Source organism: Microbacterium shaanxiense, from assembly GCF_054779995.1.
Genome location: NZ_BAAGXE010000003.1, coordinates 397,270 through 414,234 on the forward strand (window position 1 = coordinate 397,270; position 16,965 = coordinate 414,234).

General features: G+C 68.0%; 19 protein-coding genes. 12 read left to right on the forward strand and 7 right to left on the reverse strand.

Features of this window, described 5'->3' with window-relative positions; all coding sequences use genetic code 11:
- Window positions 1–6 precede the first annotated feature (6 nt).
- The gene (locus ACYVG2_RS11475) at window positions 7–513 is read left to right on the forward strand and encodes a glycine cleavage system transcriptional repressor (RefSeq protein WP_460781093.1); all 507 of its coding nucleotides are present in this window, start codon (window positions 7–9) and stop codon (window positions 511–513) included.
- A 93-nt stretch (window positions 514–606) separates the two neighbouring features.
- On the opposite strand, the gene ACYVG2_RS11480 is transcribed toward ACYVG2_RS11475, so the two are convergent.
- Window positions 607–1,620 (reverse strand): aldo/keto reductase family protein, encoded by a 1,014-nt coding sequence (locus ACYVG2_RS11480; RefSeq protein ID WP_460781094.1) that lies wholly within the window; start codon window positions 1,618–1,620, stop codon window positions 607–609.
- Between the two features lie 59 nt (window positions 1,621–1,679).
- Window positions 1,680–2,360, reverse strand: a complete 681-nt coding sequence (locus tag ACYVG2_RS11485) for a FadR/GntR family transcriptional regulator (protein WP_460781095.1) — start codon at window positions 2,358–2,360, stop codon at window positions 1,680–1,682.
- Between the two features lie 187 nt (window positions 2,361–2,547).
- Between ACYVG2_RS11485 and ACYVG2_RS11490 the strand changes: the two genes are divergently transcribed.
- From ACYVG2_RS11490 to ACYVG2_RS11505, 4 genes are read left to right on the forward strand one after another with little or no spacing between them, the layout of a single operon-like run.
- Window positions 2,548–3,768 (forward strand): aminotransferase class V-fold PLP-dependent enzyme, encoded by a 1,221-nt coding sequence (locus ACYVG2_RS11490; RefSeq protein ID WP_460781096.1) that lies wholly within the window; start codon window positions 2,548–2,550, stop codon window positions 3,766–3,768.
- A 44-nt stretch (window positions 3,769–3,812) separates the two neighbouring features.
- Complete coding sequence (locus ACYVG2_RS11495) at window positions 3,813–5,126, forward strand: ABC transporter substrate-binding protein (RefSeq protein WP_460781097.1); 1,314 nt, start codon at window positions 3,813–3,815, stop codon at window positions 5,124–5,126.
- A 2-nt stretch (window positions 5,127–5,128) separates the two neighbouring features.
- Window positions 5,129–6,079, forward strand: coding sequence for a carbohydrate ABC transporter permease (locus ACYVG2_RS11500; protein ID WP_460781098.1), 951 nt, complete (start codon window positions 5,129–5,131; stop codon window positions 6,077–6,079).
- Window positions 6,076–6,969 carry a carbohydrate ABC transporter permease gene (locus ACYVG2_RS11505; RefSeq protein WP_460781099.1) on the forward strand — a complete coding sequence of 298 codons (894 nt, stop codon included), beginning with the start codon at window positions 6,076–6,078 and terminating at the stop codon, window positions 6,967–6,969. Before ACYVG2_RS11500 ends, ACYVG2_RS11505 begins: the two co-directional genes overlap by 4 nt.
- Window positions 6,970–7,001: 32 nt before the next feature.
- On the opposite strand, the gene ACYVG2_RS11510 is transcribed toward ACYVG2_RS11505, so the two are convergent.
- Complete coding sequence (locus ACYVG2_RS11510; RefSeq protein WP_460781100.1) at window positions 7,002–8,459, reverse strand: aminotransferase-like domain-containing protein; 1,458 nt, start codon at window positions 8,457–8,459, stop codon at window positions 7,002–7,004.
- 19 nt (window positions 8,460–8,478) lie between these two features.
- On the opposite strand from ACYVG2_RS11510, the gene ACYVG2_RS11515 reads away from it, so the two are divergent.
- A complete protein-coding gene (locus ACYVG2_RS11515) occupies window positions 8,479–8,829 on the forward strand; it encodes a hypothetical protein (protein ID WP_460781101.1) in 351 nt (116 codons plus the stop codon).
- A gap of 13 nt (window positions 8,830–8,842) precedes the next feature.
- Here ACYVG2_RS11515 and ACYVG2_RS11520 read toward each other — a convergent pair whose 3' ends face one another.
- Window positions 8,843–9,460: an NAD(P)H-dependent oxidoreductase gene (locus ACYVG2_RS11520; protein ID WP_460781102.1), complete on the reverse strand. Its 618-nt coding sequence runs from the start codon at window positions 9,458–9,460 to the stop codon at window positions 8,843–8,845.
- Window positions 9,461–9,532: 72 nt separating this feature from the next.
- Between ACYVG2_RS11520 and ACYVG2_RS11525 the strand changes: the two genes are divergently transcribed.
- Window positions 9,533–10,108: a TetR/AcrR family transcriptional regulator gene (locus tag ACYVG2_RS11525; RefSeq protein ID WP_460781103.1), complete on the forward strand. Its 576-nt coding sequence runs from the start codon at window positions 9,533–9,535 to the stop codon at window positions 10,106–10,108.
- A 17-nt stretch (window positions 10,109–10,125) separates the two neighbouring features.
- Here the strand turns inward: ACYVG2_RS11525 and ACYVG2_RS11530 are convergent, their stop codons facing one another.
- Both ACYVG2_RS11530 and ACYVG2_RS11535 read right to left on the reverse strand, forming a co-directional pair.
- Window positions 10,126–11,652: a DUF4407 domain-containing protein gene (locus tag ACYVG2_RS11530; RefSeq protein WP_460781104.1), complete on the reverse strand. Its 1,527-nt coding sequence runs from the start codon at window positions 11,650–11,652 to the stop codon at window positions 10,126–10,128.
- Window positions 11,653–11,734: 82 nt separating this feature from the next.
- Window positions 11,735–12,295: a TetR/AcrR family transcriptional regulator gene (locus ACYVG2_RS11535; protein WP_460781105.1), complete on the reverse strand. Its 561-nt coding sequence runs from the start codon at window positions 12,293–12,295 to the stop codon at window positions 11,735–11,737.
- Between the two features lie 65 nt (window positions 12,296–12,360).
- On the opposite strand from ACYVG2_RS11535, the gene ACYVG2_RS11540 reads away from it, so the two are divergent.
- Window positions 12,361–12,996: an NAD(P)H-dependent oxidoreductase gene (locus ACYVG2_RS11540; protein ID WP_460781106.1), complete on the forward strand. Its 636-nt coding sequence runs from the start codon at window positions 12,361–12,363 to the stop codon at window positions 12,994–12,996.
- Here the strand turns inward: ACYVG2_RS11540 and rlmN are convergent.
- The gene (gene rlmN / locus ACYVG2_RS11545; RefSeq protein WP_460781107.1) at window positions 12,945–14,207 is read right to left on the reverse strand and encodes a dual-specificity RNA methyltransferase RlmN; all 1,263 of its coding nucleotides are present in this window, start codon (window positions 14,205–14,207) and stop codon (window positions 12,945–12,947) included. The genes ACYVG2_RS11540 and rlmN overlap by 52 nt on opposite strands.
- Window positions 14,208–14,277: 70 nt before the next feature.
- Between rlmN and ACYVG2_RS11550 the strand changes: the two genes are divergently transcribed.
- From ACYVG2_RS11550 to ACYVG2_RS11565, 4 genes are all read left to right on the forward strand, one after another.
- Window positions 14,278–14,796 (forward strand): ribosomal protein L7/L12, encoded by a 519-nt coding sequence (locus ACYVG2_RS11550; RefSeq protein ID WP_460781109.1) that lies wholly within the window; start codon window positions 14,278–14,280, stop codon window positions 14,794–14,796.
- Window positions 14,797–14,857: 61 nt separating this feature from the next.
- The gene (locus tag ACYVG2_RS11555) at window positions 14,858–15,496 is read left to right on the forward strand and encodes a bifunctional 4-hydroxy-2-oxoglutarate aldolase/2-dehydro-3-deoxy-phosphogluconate aldolase (RefSeq protein ID WP_460781111.1); all 639 of its coding nucleotides are present in this window, start codon (window positions 14,858–14,860) and stop codon (window positions 15,494–15,496) included.
- Between the two features lie 37 nt (window positions 15,497–15,533).
- Complete coding sequence (locus ACYVG2_RS11560) at window positions 15,534–16,208, forward strand: ankyrin repeat domain-containing protein (protein ID WP_460781459.1); 675 nt, start codon at window positions 15,534–15,536, stop codon at window positions 16,206–16,208.
- The gene (locus tag ACYVG2_RS11565) at window positions 16,208–16,954 is read left to right on the forward strand and encodes a sulfite exporter TauE/SafE family protein (protein ID WP_460781112.1); all 747 of its coding nucleotides are present in this window, start codon (window positions 16,208–16,210) and stop codon (window positions 16,952–16,954) included. The genes ACYVG2_RS11560 and ACYVG2_RS11565 overlap by 1 nt, the downstream gene beginning before the upstream one ends.
- The last annotated feature ends 11 nt before the right edge of the window (window positions 16,955–16,965 follow it).

The window sequence follows — 16,965 nt, forward strand, 5'->3', positions numbered from 1 at the left end:
GACGGCATGACCACTCTGATCCTCACCGTCGCCGGATCCGACCGCCCGGGCCTCGTCGCGGCCGTCGCCGACATCGTCGACACCCACGGCGGCAACTGGGAGAACAGCCAGCTGAGTGAACTGGCCGGGGTCTTCGCCGGAGTGATCCAGGTGTCGGTGACGCCCGAGCACCAGGAACACCTCACGTCGGCGCTGCGCGCCCTCGACGGTCTGCTCACGGTCGCCGTGCACGCCGGAACGGATGCCGTGCCCGCTGCCGCGCAGCCCATCTCGCTGCAGATCCTCGGCAACGACCGGCCGGGCATCGTCCGCGAGATCTCCGGGGTGCTGCAGGCGCGCGGTGTCAGCATCGAGAAGATGGGCACCGAGACGAAGGATGCGGCGATGGCCGGCGGCCGCCTGTTCGAGGCGTCCGTGACGGCCGAGGTGCCGGCATCCGCAGACCTCGACGCGCTGCGCGCAGACCTCGAGCGCCTCACCTCCGAGCTTCAGGTCGACATCACGCTGACCTGACGCCCCCTCCCACCGTCGAGGCCCCCTCGTACCTACGCGGATACGAGGGGGCCTCGACGACAACAGGGGGCATCGCCGGTCGGCGCGCCAGGCTCAGACCAGGCGCGACTTCGGGGAGACGGAGTACGTGCCCTCCGGGTCGCTGTTGACGGTGTCGCCGAGGGCGGCATCGATCGCGGCGAGCGTGTCGGCGTCGAGGGTCACGCCGGATGCCTTGACCGTCTCGGCGAGCTGCTCAGGACGGGATGCTCCGACCAGCGCCGCTGCGACGTTCTTGTTCTGCAGCACCCAGGCGATCGCGAGCTGCGGCATCGAGATACCGGCCTGCTCCGCGATCGGCTTCAGCTTCTGCACCGCGGTGAGGATCTCGTCGCGCAGGAAGCCCTTGATGAAGTCGGCCCCGCTGTGCGGATCAGTCGCGCGTGAGCCGTCCGGCACGGGCTGCCCTGGCAGGTACTTGCCGCTGAGCACGCCCTGCGCCATGGGCGACCAGACGATCTGCGAGATTCCGAGCTCTTCGGATGCCGGAACGACCTTGCCCTCGATCACGCGGTGCAGCATCGAGTACTGCGGCTGGTTCGAGATGAGCTGCACGCCGAGCTGTTTGGCGAGAGCGTGGCCTTCGCGCAGCTGCTCGGCCGTCCACTCGCTGACGCCGATGTACAGCGCCTTGCCCTGCCGGACGACGTCGGCGAACGCCTGGAACGTCTCCTCCAGCGGCGTCTCGTAGTCGAAGCGGTGCGCCTGGTAGAGGTCGACGTAGTCGGTGCCGAGGCGCGTGAGCGATCCATTGATCGACTCGAGGATGTGCTTGCGGGAGAGCCCGGTGTCGTTCGGGCCCTTGGGGCCGGTCGGGAAGTAGACCTTCGTGAAGATCTCGAGCCCTTCGCGGCGCTGACCCTCGAGCGCCTTGCCGAGCACGACCTCCGCGGCGGTGTTCGCGTAGGTGTCCGCGGTGTCGAACGTCGTGATGCCGGCATCCAGTGCCGCGTGCACGGTCTTCACCGCGGCGTCGTCGCCGACCTGCGATGCGTGCGTGACCCAGTTGCCGTAGGTGATCTCAGAGACCTTGAGACCGCTGTTGCCGAGATAGCGATAGTTGACCATGCCTCAACGCTAGCGGCTGACGAAACCAGGAGGGTCGGCTCCGTCGCACTGAGTCACCTCTACGCCGGAGCCTGATGCTTGCGCAGCCAGAACTCCGTCTGAGCGACGTGTCCGGCAGCGGCTGCAGATGCCGCCACCGGGTCGCGCGCTTCGAGACCGCGCAGGATCGATCGATGCCCGGCATCGGAGAGCAGCTTGATCTGCGCGGCATCGTCGGTGGTGAAGATCCGATACGCCCGTGAGCGCGACCGCAGCACGTCGAGCAGTGTGGCCAGAGCGTCGTTGCCCGCGATGTCGGCGATCGCGGAGTGGAACTCGTTGTCGAGCTCGGAGAGCTCCTCGTCGTCCGCGACCGCTTCCAGGCGATCCAGGAGCGCGTCCAATCTCGCGATCGCCTCCTGATCGATGCGCGCCGCCGCGAGGCTCGCCGCGTGCGCCTCGAGCGCTCGGCGCAACTCGTACAGCTCGATGATGGAGTCCAGCGGCAGCAGCCCCACCGTGAGGCTCAGCCCCTTGATGAGGTCGGCGGCGTGCAGTTCGGAGACGTAGCTTCCTGAACCGTGGCGGGTGTCGATCACACCGAGCGCCGACAGGGTGCGGATCGCCTCGCGCAACGGACCCCTGGATACCCCGAGCCGTTCGCAAAGCTCGCCTTCGCTGGGCAGCCGGTCACCGGGGCGCAGGTCACCGTCGGCGATCAACGCACGCAGTCCGTGCAGTGCCGTCTCCATCGCGCCCATGCGCCTGCTCTCTCTCGGGCGCCATCATGCGCCGAACCACATTCGGAGTCTGCCGCGCAGACCCGTTTGCACCAAGTTGTATTACGACTTTGCTAAATATACGGCGCAGGATCGCCATTTCGGGGTCTATATGGCAAAGTTGTGCAACAAGTTTCCCTTCCGTTGATCTTCCCGCGAACGAGGCACCATGCAACAGCCGACATCCACCATCGCCCCGGTGCAGCTGGCATCCGGCATGCGAGCCCGTGATGCCTGGCCCCTCGACCCTGAGATCATCCACCTCAATCACGGTTCCTTCGGAGCAGTGCCGACAGAGGTCGTCGAACACCAGAACGCGCTGCGCGCACAGGCCGATCGCAGCCCGGTCGGGTGGTTCCCCCGTATCGCGGAGCATGTTGCGGATGCTCGGGCCCGTGTCGCGCCGTTCGTCGGCGCCCGCTCAGAGGACACCGCATTCATCCCGAACGCGTCGGCCGCGGCGACCGTCGTGTACAACAGCCTCCGCCTCGACGCGGACGACGAGATCCTCGTCACCGACCACGGATACGGCGCGATCACGATGGGTGCTGCCCGTCTCGCCCGACGCTTCGGTGCGCACGTGCGCGCCGTGCACATCCCGTTGTTCGCTCCCGCGGAAGAGGTCATCGAGCTCTTCCGCCAGGAGATCACCGGACGCACCCGACTGATCATCGTGGATCAGATCACCTCTCCCACCGCACGTGTGCTCCCGACAGCCGAGATCAGCGCACTCGCCCGCGAGCGCGGCATCCGCGTGCTCGTCGACGGCGCGCACGCTCCCGGCCTGGTCGCCGATGCCGCGGCGGTCGGCGGCGGGGACTGGTGGTTCGGCAATCTGCACAAGTGGCCCTGCGCCCCGCGCGGATCCGCAGTGCTCGTCACCTCCGATCCCGACCGTCAGGAGCTGTGGCCGCTCATCGACTCGTGGGGCGCGCCTGACCCGTTCCCTGGGCGCTTCGACACGCAGGGCACGATCGACGCGACCACCTACATCAGCACCCCCGCCGCCATCGACTTCATCGAGCGCGAGTACTCCTGGGAGCGCACGCGCGCCACGATGCGAGAGTTCGCCGACCTCGGTGCGCGGATCATCGCCGATGCCGTGCAGCCCTACGTCTCCGACGACGCACTCGTGCAGTTGCCGGCCGCGGCCGAGGCCATGCGTCTCATCCGCCTCCCCGACGGCCTCGGCAAGACCCGTGAAGAGGCCGATGATCTGCGCATGACGCTGTTCGACCGTGTCGGGGTCGAGACGGCGTTCACGAGCTTCGAGGGCCGCGGCTACTACCGGCTCTCCGTGCACCTCTACACCGAGGTGAGCGACTTCGAGGCGTTCATCGAACGCTGCGTCCCCGAGATCCTCCGCGCGGCCGAGGCCGCGGCATCCTGATCCGAATCCCCGAGAAGCACCACCACACACGAAAGAGGTACGTCATGAAGCGCACTCGTCTGACGACGATCGCCGGCGTGGGCACAGTCGCCCTGCTGGCTCTCACCGCATGTTCCGGCGGCGGCTCCGATTCCTCCGCCGAGGGCGGTGACGTCGAGCTGCAGATGGTCGAGAGCCTCACCAACCCCGCGCGCACCGAGCTGCTGCGCGGCCTGCTCGACGACTTCGAGGCGGAGAACCCCGGCGTCACGGTCAAGCTGGTCTCGCCACCGACCGAGCAGGCCGACCAGACCATCCAGCAGATGCTGCAGTCCGGCTCCGGCGTCGACGTGCTCGAGGTGCGCGACATCACCGTCGGCCCGTTCTCGAACAACGGCTGGCTGTACGACATGACCGACGACCTGGCGAGCTGGGACGGCTGGGATGCTCTGACGGACAACGCGAAGGCCGCCGCCGAGGGCGACGGCAAGAGCTACTTCGTCCCCTACGGCTTCTACGGCCTCTCGCTCTTCTACCGCACCGATCTCGTCGAGGAGGCCGGCTTCGACGGGCCGCCCACCAGCTGGGAGGAGCTCCTCGAACAGGCCTCCGCCATCCAGGACCCGGCGAACAACACCTACGGCTACGCGTTCCGCGGCGGCCAGAACGGCAACACGAACGTCGTCGCCGCCATCGAGGCCTACCTCGTCGACGACCTCGATCCGAGCAACGCCTTCCTCCTCGAGGACGGCTCGACGATCTTCGCGGCACCCGAGGCGCAGGATGCCGTCGACACGTACTTCGACCTCTTCGAGCAGGGCTCGCCGCCCTCCGCGGTCTCGTGGGGCTATCCGGAGATGGTCGCCGGCTTCACGAACGGCTCGACCGCATTCCTGCTGCAGGACCCAGAGGTCATCGCCACCGTGCAGGACTCGAACCTCACCGAGGATCAGTGGGACACGGCACCGCTGCTGACCGGCCCTGACGGCAAGGCGGCTCAGCCGCTCGCCGTCGCCGGCTGGGGTGTCGCCGAGGCCGGCGAGCACAAGGAGGAGGCCGTGAAGCTCGTCGAGTTCCTCTCCTCCGCCGAGCCCGCCACCGAGTTCGCGCAGGCGAACAGCCTCGTGCCGATCATCGCCGCCGCATCCGACGACGAGTTCTACTCGACGGGGCCGTGGACGAGCTACGTGACCATGACCGAGAACCCGGACACCTACGTCAACGTGCAGCAGCCGCGTGGCGTCAGCTGGTGGACCGAGTGGATCCAGAAGTCCGACCAGGACGTGCAGAACGTGCTGTTGGGCAACATGACCACGGCCGAGCTGCTCGAGTCGTGGGATGCGTACTGGGTCGAGAAGTACGCCTCCGAAGAGGGCTGATCATGACCTTGCTGACGCGTTCGGGGCGCTCCACCGGTGAATTCGGTGGGGCCGCCCCGGCGCGGCCGGGGAAGAAGGTCTTCCGCAGTCGCCATGCGTGGACGATCCTCGCCTTCCTCGCCCCCGCCATCCTCTTCGTCTGCTGGTTCACGTACTACCCGATGCTGCAGGGCATCCGCATGGCGTTCCACGACTGGAACCTGTGGGACCTCACCTCTACCCCGTTCGTCGGATTCGACAACTTCACCCGCATCTTCAGCGATCCGGTGTTCCCGCAGGTCGCATGGAACTCGGTGCTCTGGGTCGTCGGGTCGCTGGTGCCGCAGTTCGTGATCGGCTTCCTGATCGCACTGGCCCTTCGCACCCGCTTCCGCTTCCGCGGCGTGTACCAGGCGCTCGTGTTCTTCCCGTGGGCCGTGTCCGGCTTCCTGATCGGGATGCTGTTCCGCTGGATGTTCAACGCGGAGTTCGGCGTCATCAACGATCTGCTCATGAAGACCGGGCTGATCGACGCTCCGCTGCCGTGGTTGGCCGATCCGAAGCTCGCGATGGTCGCCGTGATCGTGGCGAACATCTGGTACGGCGTGACCTTCTTCGCGATCATGATCCTCGCGGCTCTCCAGTCCGTGCCGGACGAGATGCTCGAGGCCGCGAGCCTCGACGGCGCGGGAAAGCTGCGTCAGCTGTTCTCGGTGATCATCCCGTACATCCGCATGACGCTGATGCTTACCGTGCTGCTGCGCGTGATCTGGATCTTCAACTTCCCCGACATCATCTGGGCGATGACCAGGGGCGGGCCGGCGCACCAGACCCACATCATCACCACCTGGATGATCAACTACACCCAGCAGGGCAACTACGGCATCGCCAGCGCGATCGGCCTGATCGTCGTCGGGTTCCTGTTCGTGTTCTGCGCCTTCTACCTGATGGCGATGAGGAGGGCGAACCGATGAGCGACACCGCACAGATGGTCCTTCCGACCGGCACGAGACAGCGGCCGATCGGACGTGCAAAGAAGAAGGTCTCCGGTCTCGGCATCCTGCGCTTCGTCGGGCTCGCCGTCTGGCTGCTGATCACGCTGTTCCCGCTGTACTGGATCGCGCTGACCTCGTTCAAGGCCCCGGCCACGGTCAACGTGTACCCGATCGAGTACTGGCCGAGTCAGCCGTCGATGCAGAACTACGCCAACCTGTTCGAGACGAGCAGCTTCGGGGTGTTCCTGGCGAACTCCGCGATCGTGGCGCTGGTCGCCGGTGCCACGAGCACGTTCATCGCGCTGCTGAGCGCGTTCGTGATCGCGCGCTTCGAGTTCCGCAGCAAGGGCGCGGTGCTGATCGCGTTCCTGCTCACGCAGATGATCCCCGCGTTCATCGCGCTCGGTCCGCTGTACTCGATGATGGCCGACCTCGGACTCGTCGACAACAAGTTCGGACTGATCCTCGTCTACGTGGCGATCTGCATCCCGTTCTCCACCGTGATGCTGCGCGGGTTCTTCGAGAACGTGCCAGTGGCGCTCGAAGAGGCGGCGATGATCGACGGATGCTCGCGCCTCGGTGCACTGTTCCGGGTGCTCGTGCCGGTCATGACCCCCGGCATCATCGCGGCGTTCATCTTCAACTTCGTGAACTGCTGGAACGAGCTGTTCCTCTCTGTCGTGCTCATGCACTCCGAAGAGAACCGCACCGTGCCCGCCGCGCTGAACGGCTTCATCTCGACGTTCAACGTCGACTGGGGTTCGATGTCGGCGGCCGCCGTCGTCACGATCCTGCCGACGATGGTGCTGTTCGCCCTCGCGAGCAAGTGGATCGTGCAGGGCCTGACGGCCGGCGCCGTGAAGGAGTGAGTGTTGAGGCGCCGGCGACGGCGCCTCAACACTCACAGCAGTTCGCGATACTCCCGCCACGCGTCCCCGAGTCGCCGGATGCCCTCGGTGAGCACGGCATCCTCGGCGGTGAACGGTATGCGGATGTGATCGTCGGGAGAGGCGCCGGCAGCGAACTCCGCGCTGCCGGCGACAGCGACGCCGTGCACGGCGGCGATGCGCGCCAGGGCGTCCGCTGATCCGACGGGCAACGCCGCCCAGAGCGCGAGTCCGCCGAGGGGCTCGCGGAACGTCCAGTCCGGCAGGTGCTCCGCCATGAGGCGGATCAGCAGCCGCAGTCGCTCCTGATGCGTGGCGGAGACCTCCCGCCGCAGTTCGCCCGCGTGCTCGAGCAGATCGCTCGCGAGCAGTTGAGCGGGAACACTCGTGGACTGGTCGGCCAGTTGGCGCGCACCGCGCAGCCGACGTACCAGCACCGGATCGGCACGCAGCCATCCGACCCGCAGCCCCGCCCACGCCCACTTCGAGACGGATTCGACGACGATCACCGGAGCGTCCGGCCGCTCCGCGGCGAGCGTGGGCGGCACGACGCCGTCGAACGATATCCCGGCCACGACCCTGTCCTCGACGATCGGCACGCCGTACTGCGCCGCGAGATCGGCGATGCGCGTTCGCGCGGCCGCAGGCAGTCGCGTGCCGGTCGGGTTCTGATGATGTGGATTCAGGGCGACCAGCGCCGGACGCATCCGCGCCATCGCCACCTCCAGAGCAACGACATCGATCCCGTCGTCTCCCATCACGATCCCGTGCACGCTTCCCCCGCGCAATCCGACCGTGTCGGTCACACCCGGCCAGGTCACCTCCTCGGCGAGGACGACATCGCCGGGGCCGACGAGTGCATTCACGACCAGGCTGATGGCCTGCTGTGCACCGTGGGTCACCAGGATCTGCTCGGGTGCGGTGACAGTGCCCTCAGCCGTCAGCAGGTCCGCGATCTGCTGACGCAGCATCGGGAACCCGGCCGGGTCCGTCTCCGGGCTCAGTGCGAGATCGAGACGCGGCTGATGCGCGCGGATGATCGCGACGGCCGCAGCGGGGATCTGCGGAACAGTGCGCAGCAGATCGATCGCGTCCGGCAACGCCGAGAAGAGCGCCTCGCCGCGCCCGCCGCGCCCGCCGTCACGCGTGCGCCCGGTGGACGAGCCGGCGATGCGCGTGCCACTGCCCTGGCGGCGTTCGACTGCGCCCTCCTCGGCGAGCACCGCATACGCAGACACCACGGTCCCGCGAGAGACCGCGATCGCCGCCGCGAGCGTGCGTTCGGCGGGCAGGCGATCCCCAGGACGCAGCTCTCCCGTCTCGGCGAGGGAACGGATCCGTTGCGCGAGTTGCGCCGACAGCGTCCCGTCGCCATGCGCCCAGCGTCCGAGCCTGGCGGCCAGGGCTGCGGAATCGACCAAGTCCGTCCGATGGTCCACCAGCCGTTGATTGGCCCTGTCGCCTGCGCTCATGAGAGTTCATTCTGGTCCAATGAGCCACTCGAGCGCAGATGTTTCACCATTCATTGGGCCAATCTCGGATGATTGGACCATCGAGGAACTGCTGGATTGGTTCGCAGAAGATGACCACCGCCTCAGCGACGACAGCCTGCGGACACCGCTGCTCATGGTCGAGGAGGCGCTCACCGGACAGCCCTGGGCGCCCACGGCTGATGCGTCCTTCCGTGGCATTCGCGCGTCGCGCTCACCCGGGATCGTCAGCCTGGTGCGATCGATCGCCATGCACTCCCGTGCTCACCCCGCGATGCGCGCGTACACCCTGGCGGAGGTCGTCTCCCGGGCGAACGCTCGCCTGGTCGGCGCCGAGATCAGTGGCGCCTGACGACGCTCGCCGGTCACGCGAGGACGGCGGCGCCCGAACGGCCCGACGTGCGCTCGACGAGCATCTCGCCGAGCGCACTGATCTCGGCGGCGAGGAGATCAGGGTCCTTCGTGTCGGACTCGTACACGTAGGTCGTGGACCCGTGCGTCGCGCCGCAGTAGGACACGATCCCTCTCTCGATCTGCGTGCGCACGGTCTGCGGGATCCCATGGCGCTCGAAGCTCGCCGCATCGTCGCCCGCGACGATGACCAGATGGACCGTGAGTCGATCCAGCATCCCGAACTGGGTGGCACCCGGCGTCGCGTCGTACGCCCACCCGCCGACGAACACGCGGTCGATCCAGCCCTTGAGCAATGCCGGCATCGACCACCAGTACATCGGGAACACGAGGATCAGATGGTCGGCACGATCGACGCGTTCCTGCTCGGCGACCACCTCTGCGGGCACGTCTCCCCTGCCGCGGTAGAGCGCAAGATCGGCCTCCGAGAACCTCGGATCGAAGCCCTCGGCCGCGAGGTCGGCGAACTCGACGTCACCACCGGCCCCGCGGATCGCGTCGAACACCGCGCGCGCGGCGCCGTGGGTCAATGATTCGCGATCAGCATGCGAGACGACGACAAGACTGCTCATGGACTTCCTCCGGTATGGTTGTTGTGTACTAAACGTAGGTTACCGATAGTACATAAGATCAGGAGGGATCGGATGCCGCGACAGAGGCTGTCTCGAGAAGACAGGTACAGCCAGCTGATCGACGTCGCGTGGGCGCTGGTGCGCTCGGAGGGCGCGGATGCTCTCACCCTCGGCCGCCTCGCCGACCGCGCGGGCGTCGCCAAGCCGGTCGTCTACAGCCACTTCGCCTCCCGCGCCACCCTGCTGGCGGCGCTGTTCACGGAGTTCGACGATCGCCAGACGGCGATGCTCGAGGAGTACCTGGACGCCGCGGATGCGTCTCTGGACGGGCGCGCGAACGCCATCGCGGACTCGTACGTCGAATGCGCGCTCGCTCAGGGTCGGGAGCTGACCGGCGTGCTCGCGGCGCTGGAGGGCTCGCCTGAGCTCGAGCAGGTCAAGCGGGAGTCGGAACGCGCGTATTCGGAGCGATGCGGGGAGATCCTCGCGCCCTTCAGCGGGCCCGGGGGCGTCAGGCCCGCATCACTGACCGCCGTCTTCGGTGCCGCCGACGCCCTCTCGCAGGCCGCGGCGACAGCGGCGCTTCCCGCCGATCAGGCGAAGCAGGAACTCTCCGCGCTGATCGTCACAGTCGTCGGCAGGGGCTGATCCGCCTCGCCCGTCGGTCAGGTGGCCTGCGCGGCCGATTGCTCGGTGACGATCCGGGCGCGGTCGCGGAAGCCCTCCGCGGTGACCTTGTCGAGCGCCACCTGCTTGCGGATCGCGGCGGTCCGCTCGTACAGCGTCGGCTCGCCGAAGCTCGTGAGCACCTTCACGAGTACGGGGAGCAGTTCGATCATGAAGAACAGGGCGGCGATGAGCCAGTGCGCCCAGAGGATGGCCGGCTCCTTCTCGGAGAGGCGGTTCAGTCCGCTGATCTGGCTGAGCAGACCCGTCGCCCCTGCGTTGCCTCCCGCCACGGCATCCGCCCTCGCGTTGTACGCGGCGAGCGCCTGGTCGTAGCCCTCCCTCGCGGCGGGGAGCTGGGTCTGCGCCTGCTCGCGGTTCTGCGCCTCGGACGTCGAGGTGTTCTCCTTCGCCGCGGAACCGGCGGCTTCGAGATCGGCGTTCGCGTCGCGCAGCTGAGCAGCGAGCGCGTCGTACGTCTGCTGGGCCTGGGCAAGCTGCGCCTCGGCGGCGTCGGAGCTCGCGCCCTCGCCGTTCACGCCGGTGCAGCCGGGCACCGTGCCCGCACCCTCGCCGGTGAGCTCGCACTGGTACAGCGCCCGTGCCTGATCGATCACGGCCTGCTGGTCCGTCATCTTGGCGCCCAGGTCGTCGACCGTCGCCTGCGCGGCGGATTCGCTCGCAGAGGATGCGTCGGTGCCGGCCACGATGCCGGTGGCCGCCTGGTTCTCGAGCGTCGCGACGCGTTCGGATGCGGCATCCAGCGCCAGCTTCTCCGGGCCGGACTCCAGTGCCTCCTGGTCGGACTGCGCCTGGACGATGTTCGTCGCGGCGACCTCGCGGGAGATGTCGTTGTGGAAGATCTGCAGCACGAGCGGCTCCGCGACGACGAAACCGATGATCACGGCCATGATCACACGCGGGATCGCGAGCCCGATGAGCTTCCAGATGTTCCTCGTCGAAGTCATGGTCGAGGTGAGGAAGCGATCGAGGTTGAAGATGATGAGTGCCCAGATGATCGCCAGCGGCACCGCCAGCCAGATGATCGCCTGCACACCGGTCGTGAGCGCGAAGAGCATCGAGATCGCCGAGACCAGGGCGGTGCCGGCGAGCACGAAGAACATCTGCACGAAGCGCGAGGTCTCACCGGGGACGCGGTCGAGGATCTCTCCGTCGGCGCCGCCCAGGATCGCGAGGGTGCGCAGTCGCGAACCCGGCGTGCGGGGACGACGCGCGCGGCGAACGCGCGGGGCGCGCTCCGGCTTCACCCGCGTGGCGGCCGTCGGCGCGGCATCCGGCTCCGTCGGCACCGGGCGCTGCGGCGTGGCACCGATGAAGGGCTCATCGTCCGCGGAACCGGAGCGGTCGGCGTCCGTCGCGTCGTCGACGGAGGACGTGGATTCGGACCCGGTGGGCTCGAACTCACGCAGGAAGTCGAGGTCGTCGGTCGTGGCATCCGTGTCGCTGTCGAGGATGATCTGACCCTGCGAGTCGAAGCGACCCGGTCGATGGGCGGAGTAAGGCATCAGACAAACTTAGGAAAGCGTGCCTGTGGACTCGGTGCAAAACCCCTGCACGGCGCTCCCAGGAACGGATGCCGCGCAGCGATCAGATGAGCCGATCGACAGTCGCGCCGAACGCGGCCAGCGCGGCGTCGAGTGTCAGATGTCCGGCGGCCGAAAGGGTGCCGAGTCCGTGCACGAGACCCCAGAGTGCGGCGACGTCCTCCGGCTCGTCGAGCCCGACGGCCCTCGCGGCGGTGGCCAGCACCGTCTCCAGTTCATCGATGAGTGGCGCCATCGTCTCGGTCGGAGAACCCGGCACGCAGACGGTCGGATCGTAGATGACGTCGAACGAATTCGGGTGCTCGGCCGCGAAGCGGATGTATGCACCCCCCGCCTCCACGAGTGCCGCACGTGGGTTGCCGGCCTCTGCTCCCCGACGAACGGTGTCGACGAGTTCCGTCATGCTGCGCTCGGCGAGAGTCTTCAGCAGACCTCGCCGGTCGGTGAAGTGGTGATAGGGCGCGTTGTGGCTCACGTCGGCTGCGCGCGCCACTTCCCGAAGACTGATCTCAGCGGCCGGCATCCGCTCCAGCAACTGCATGGCCGCAACCTCGAGTGCGTGCGCAAGGTCACCGTGGTGATAGCCGGTCTTCGAACTTGACATGAGCAACATTGTCTCTTATCTTGACAGTGTCCACAACCTAGACAGTGTCAAGATAGGAATTCCCCATGCCCTCCGCTCTCGTCATCGACGGCCACCCGGACGCCGAATCCCTCACGTCCTCCCTCGCGCAGCGCTACGCCACCGGTTACGGGGATGCTCGGCTGCTCGCGCTTCGCGACCTCGAATTCGATCCGCACATGCGGTTCGGCTATCGACAGCGCATGCCTCTGGAGCCCGACCTCGCAGACGCGAAGCGGGCCATGCAGGAGGCGAAGACGATCATCATCATGACCCCGCTCTGGTGGGGATCGGTGCCGGCGCTGCTCAAGGGGTTCTTCGATCGCGCCCTGCTGCCTCAGCAGGAGTACCGGTACAACGACCACGGAGTCCCGGAGGGGCTGCTCAAGGGACGACGCGGACGGATGCTCCTCCTCGCCGACACCCCGTGGTACGCGGCTCCCGTCCTCGGACTCCCCGCCGTCACGCACGTCGCGAAGAGCACGATGAAGCTCTGCGGCGTCCGGCCCTTCACTGTGCAGCGCCTGCTCGGCGTCAAAGGTGCCGACGACGCCAAGATCGCGAGGTGGCTCGACGGCGCGGAGCGCACCGGGGCGTCAGATGCGCGGAGAGACGTCGACCGGCCGACGCCTCAGGCCATCGCCGCCGAGGCGGCCTCGTCCTCGGTCGTCGCGACGAGCTGACCGCACGCGCCATCGATCTCCTTGCCGCGGGTGTCGCGGAGCGTCGTCGGGACACCCGCGTCGTTGAGGCGGCGCACGAACTCGTTCGTGACCTCGCGGGTCGACGCCGTCCACACCGATTCGGGCGTCGGGTTCAGCGGGATCGGGTTCACGTGCACCCAGCCGCGCCCACGGGCATTGAGCTTCTCCGCCAGCAGGTCGGCGCGCCACGCGTGGTCGTTCATGTCCTTGATGAGTGCGTACTCGATCGAGACGCGACGGCCGGTCTTCTCGTAGTACTCGTACGCGGCATCCAGCGCCTCGTCGACCTTCCACTTCGAGTTCACCGGGATGAGCTCGTCGCGCAGGTGATCGTCAGGGGCGTGCAGCGACAGCGCGAACGTGACGGGGATGCCCTCGTCGGAGAGCTTGCGGATGGCCGGGACGAGGCCGACCGTCGACACCGTGATACCACGCGCGCTCATGCCGAGGCCGTGCGGCTGCTCCGCGACCATCGTGCGCACGGCATCCATCACGCGCTTGTAGTTGGCGAGCGGCTCGCCCATTCCCATGAAGACGATGTTGGAGACGCGCTCCATGCTGTGATCGTCGGCCTTCTTGCCGCCGAGGCCGCCCTCGGCGATCAGACGGTTCGCGCGGACGATCTGCTCGATGATCTCGGCCGACGACATGTTGCGGGTCAGTCCCGCCTGGCCCGTCGCGCAGAACGGGCAGTTCATGCCGCATCCGGCCTGCGAAGACACGCACAGCGTGATGCGTCCGGGGTAGCGCATGAGCACCGACTCGACGAGGGCGCCGTCATGCAGTCGCCAGAGGAACTTGATCGTGTCGCCCTTGTCGGTCTCGAGACGGCGCACCTCGGTGAGCAGCGGCGGCAGCATGCCGGCGACGAGCTCTTCGCGCTGCGCGGCGGGAAGGTCGGTCATCTCGGCCGGGTCGGACGTGTAGTGGGTGAAGTAGTGCGTCGACAGCTGCTTGGCACGGAAGCCGGGCAGGCCCAGCTCCTTGACCTTCTCGACGCGCTCTTCGACGGTGAGGTCGGCCAGGTGCACCGGCGGCTTGCCGCGCTTCGGGCTCGCGAACTGCAGCAGCGGACGCCCGCTCTCGTCCTTCTTCTGAGTCCAGCCTTCGGTACGGGGGCGCACCTGCGGGGCGGCACCCGTTTTCAGGCGTGCGGGACCCGTCGAGCGGATGCGGGAGGACTCAGTCATGCCTTCAAGGGTACGCGGTGGCGGGTGGGAAGCGGCTGGTGGCGAGAGGGCGGCCTCCTAGAATGGCGCGATGGAGATCCTGACCGTCCTCGGCGTCGTCATCGTGATCGTCGTCGTGATCCTGCTGGTGCGGCGCGCGCTGAGATCGATGCGCCCTGAGGTGCCCTCGATCCGACCTTCCGGGCAGAGCGCCCTCCCGTTCTCGGTGTCGCCGACGGTCGTGACGGCAGAAGCCGCGCATGAGGTCGAGCGTCTCCTCTCGCAGGGGCAGAAGATCCAGGCGATCAAGCTGCTGCGAGAGCAGACCGGGCTCGGACTCGCCGAGACGAAGAACCTCATCGACACCTGGCCGAACGCGATCACGGTCGCCCAGCATCGATTCGCCCCCTACGTCGCCTCGCCGACCGCGGCCGTGCCGCCGGTCGCCCAGGGAGTGCTGCCACCGGACGTCATCGCGCAGATCGACCATCTCGTCGCCGCCGATCAGAAGATCCACGCGATCAAACTCTTCCGAGCCGCGACCGGAGTCGGGCTCAAGGAGGCGAAGGACCGGATCGACGCGTGGGTTCCGCGCGGCGGCGCGCTCTGAACCTGTCACTACAGCCTGCGTGATGCACGAGAATGGAAGCATCACCGATCGAGGAGCTTCCATGACCGACCGCCTTGCCCGTGCCCGTGCCACCGGAGTCCTCGCCGTACTGCGTGCTCCCTCCCCCGAGCAGGCGCTCGATGCGGCGGAGGCGATCATCCGCGGCGGCGTCACCGGCATCGAGGTCACGTACTCCACCCCGGATGCTCCAGCCGTCATCCGCGAGCTCATCTCCCGGCACGGCGACGCGGCGTACGTCGGCGCCGGCACCGTCACCACCGTCGAGCAGGCGACGGCCGCGGCCGATGCGGGCGCCGAGTTCCTCGTGAGCCCAGGCACGCTGCCCGACCTCACCCGCGCCATGCTCGACACCGGCCGCGTCGTCATGACGGGCGCGATGACCCCGACCGAGGTCATGGGTGCGCTCGCTCTCGGTGTCGACGTCGTGAAGATCTTCCCCGCATCCCTCGGCGGCCCCGCCTACCTCGGCGCCCTGCGCGGACCGTTCCCCGACGCACCGCTCATGCCCACCGGTGGAGTGAAGCCCGATAACCTGACCGACTGGTTCGCCGCAGGCGCCGTGGCCGTCGGCGCGGGCGGCGATCTTGCGAACTCCGCGTCCATCAAGACCGGTGACTGGGCAGACCTCACCGCGCGCGCACAGGCGTTCGCGGCGGCACTCACCGCCGTCCGCGGCTGACCCTGGCCAGAGACGGTGGAGTGTGCACGTGAGACGGATGCTGCTGACCGTGCTGCTGCTCGCCGTGGCAGCCGCGACCGCCGCCTGCACGCCGTCGACCGAGGCTGAGGAGCCGGGTATGAACACCGACGCCGAACAGCGCCTGCTCGCTGCGGCATCCGCCGGCGACGACGATGCCGTGCGCGATGCACTCGAAGACGGTGCGGACCTGGAATCGCGAGGCGAGAACGGGATGACCGCGCTCATCGTCGCGACCAAGGCGAACCACGTCGACGTCGCACGCACGCTCATCGAGGCCGGCGCCGATGTGAACGCTCAGGACGACATCGAGGACTCCGCATTTCTCTATGCCGGCGCCCGCGGCCACGATGAGATCCTCCGGCTCACGCTCGAGAACGGCGCCGATCTGTCGAGCACGAACCGTTTCGGCGGGACGGCCCTCATCCCAGCGTCCGAACGGGGACTGCTGAGCACCGTGCGGATCCTGCTGGACGCAGGAGTGGACCCAGATCACATCAACAACCTCGGCTGGACGGCCCTGCACGAGGCGATCGTCCTCGGCGACGGGTCGGACGCCTACGTCGAGGTGATCGAAGCCCTGCTCGACGGCGGCGCCGATCCGACGATCGCGGACGGTGACGGCGCCTCGCCCCGCGAACTCGCCGCCGCCCGCGGCTACGACCGGGTCGTCGCCGTGATCGACGCGCACTGATGCCCGACCTCCTGCCCTGGGCCTGGGTCGTCCTCGCGATCGCCGCGCTCACGATCGGCCTCGCGAAGACCGCGATCCCCGGCGGCGGCATCCTGCCCGTGGCGCTGTTCGCGGCGGTGCTGCCGGCACGCACGTCGACGGCCGCCCTGCTGCTCCTGCTGATCGTCGGCGACATGTTCGCGCTGATCGCCTATCGGCGGCACGCGCACTGGCCGACCCTGTTGCGGTTGGCCCCCGCGGTCGTCGCGGGGCTTCTGACGGGTTTCGCCTTCCTCGCACTCGGAGACGACGGCATCGTGCGCCGCGCGATCGGCGTGATCCTGCTCGCCATGATCGCCGTGACGCTGTGGCGCCGGTGGCGTCGGCGAAGGACGGATGCCGCAGCGGCCGAGCACGGCGTCGTCGTGGCATCGACCTACGGCGCACTGGCCGGGTTCACGACGATGGTCGCCAACGCGGCGGGTCCGGTGATGTCGATGTACTTCCTCGCGATGCGCACGCCGGTGCAGGTGTTCCTCGGCACCTCGGCGTGGTTCTTCGCGATCGTGAACCTCGTGAAGGTGCCCTTCCTCGCGGGCATCGGCCTGTTCGACGGCCAGGTGCTGCTGATGGATGCCGTGCTGATTCCGCTCGTCGTCGTCGGCGCCCTCGTCGGGGTGCGCGTGGCGCGCCGGATGAAGCAGCGGGTGTTCGACGGGATCGTGATCACCCTCACGATCGTCGGCGCCGTCTACCTGCTGCTCTGACCCCCCACCCG

What these genes read in the sequence shown, in the direction of transcription:
- ACYVG2_RS11565 (WP_460781112.1), top strand. Translation starts at nt 16,208, where the DNA reads ATGCCCGACCTCCTGCCCTGGGCCTGGGTCGTCCTCGCGATCGCCGCG.
- ACYVG2_RS11530 (WP_460781104.1), bottom strand. Translation starts at nt 11,652, where the DNA reads ATGCCTTACTCCGCCCATCGACCGGGTCGCTTCGACTCGCAGGGTCAG.
- ACYVG2_RS11525 (WP_460781103.1), top strand. Translation starts at nt 9,533, where the DNA reads ATGCCGCGACAGAGGCTGTCTCGAGAAGACAGGTACAGCCAGCTGATC.
- ACYVG2_RS11555 (WP_460781111.1), top strand. Translation starts at nt 14,858, where the DNA reads ATGACCGACCGCCTTGCCCGTGCCCGTGCCACCGGAGTCCTCGCCGTA.
- ACYVG2_RS11520 (WP_460781102.1), bottom strand. Translation starts at nt 9,460, where the DNA reads ATGAGCAGTCTTGTCGTCGTCTCGCATGCTGATCGCGAATCATTGACC.
- ACYVG2_RS11560 (WP_460781459.1), top strand. Translation starts at nt 15,534, where the DNA reads ATGCTGCTGACCGTGCTGCTGCTCGCCGTGGCAGCCGCGACCGCCGCC.
- ACYVG2_RS11475 (WP_460781093.1), top strand. Translation starts at nt 7, where the DNA reads ATGACCACTCTGATCCTCACCGTCGCCGGATCCGACCGCCCGGGCCTC.
- ACYVG2_RS11485 (WP_460781095.1), bottom strand. Translation starts at nt 2,360, where the DNA reads ATGGGCGCGATGGAGACGGCACTGCACGGACTGCGTGCGTTGATCGCC.
- ACYVG2_RS11535 (WP_460781105.1), bottom strand. Translation starts at nt 12,295, where the DNA reads ATGTCAAGTTCGAAGACCGGCTATCACCACGGTGACCTTGCGCACGCA.
- rlmN (WP_460781107.1), bottom strand. Translation starts at nt 14,207, where the DNA reads ATGACTGAGTCCTCCCGCATCCGCTCGACGGGTCCCGCACGCCTGAAA.
- ACYVG2_RS11480 (WP_460781094.1), bottom strand. Translation starts at nt 1,620, where the DNA reads ATGGTCAACTATCGCTATCTCGGCAACAGCGGTCTCAAGGTCTCTGAG.
- ACYVG2_RS11515 (WP_460781101.1), top strand. Translation starts at nt 8,479, where the DNA reads ATGAGCCACTCGAGCGCAGATGTTTCACCATTCATTGGGCCAATCTCG.
- ACYVG2_RS11495 (WP_460781097.1), top strand. Translation starts at nt 3,813, where the DNA reads ATGAAGCGCACTCGTCTGACGACGATCGCCGGCGTGGGCACAGTCGCC.
- ACYVG2_RS11505 (WP_460781099.1), top strand. Translation starts at nt 6,076, where the DNA reads ATGAGCGACACCGCACAGATGGTCCTTCCGACCGGCACGAGACAGCGG.
- ACYVG2_RS11490 (WP_460781096.1), top strand. Translation starts at nt 2,548, where the DNA reads ATGCAACAGCCGACATCCACCATCGCCCCGGTGCAGCTGGCATCCGGC.
- ACYVG2_RS11510 (WP_460781100.1), bottom strand. Translation starts at nt 8,459, where the DNA reads ATGAGCGCAGGCGACAGGGCCAATCAACGGCTGGTGGACCATCGGACG.
- ACYVG2_RS11550 (WP_460781109.1), top strand. Translation starts at nt 14,278, where the DNA reads ATGGAGATCCTGACCGTCCTCGGCGTCGTCATCGTGATCGTCGTCGTG.
- ACYVG2_RS11500 (WP_460781098.1), top strand. Translation starts at nt 5,129, where the DNA reads ATGACCTTGCTGACGCGTTCGGGGCGCTCCACCGGTGAATTCGGTGGG.
- ACYVG2_RS11540 (WP_460781106.1), top strand. Translation starts at nt 12,361, where the DNA reads ATGCCCTCCGCTCTCGTCATCGACGGCCACCCGGACGCCGAATCCCTC.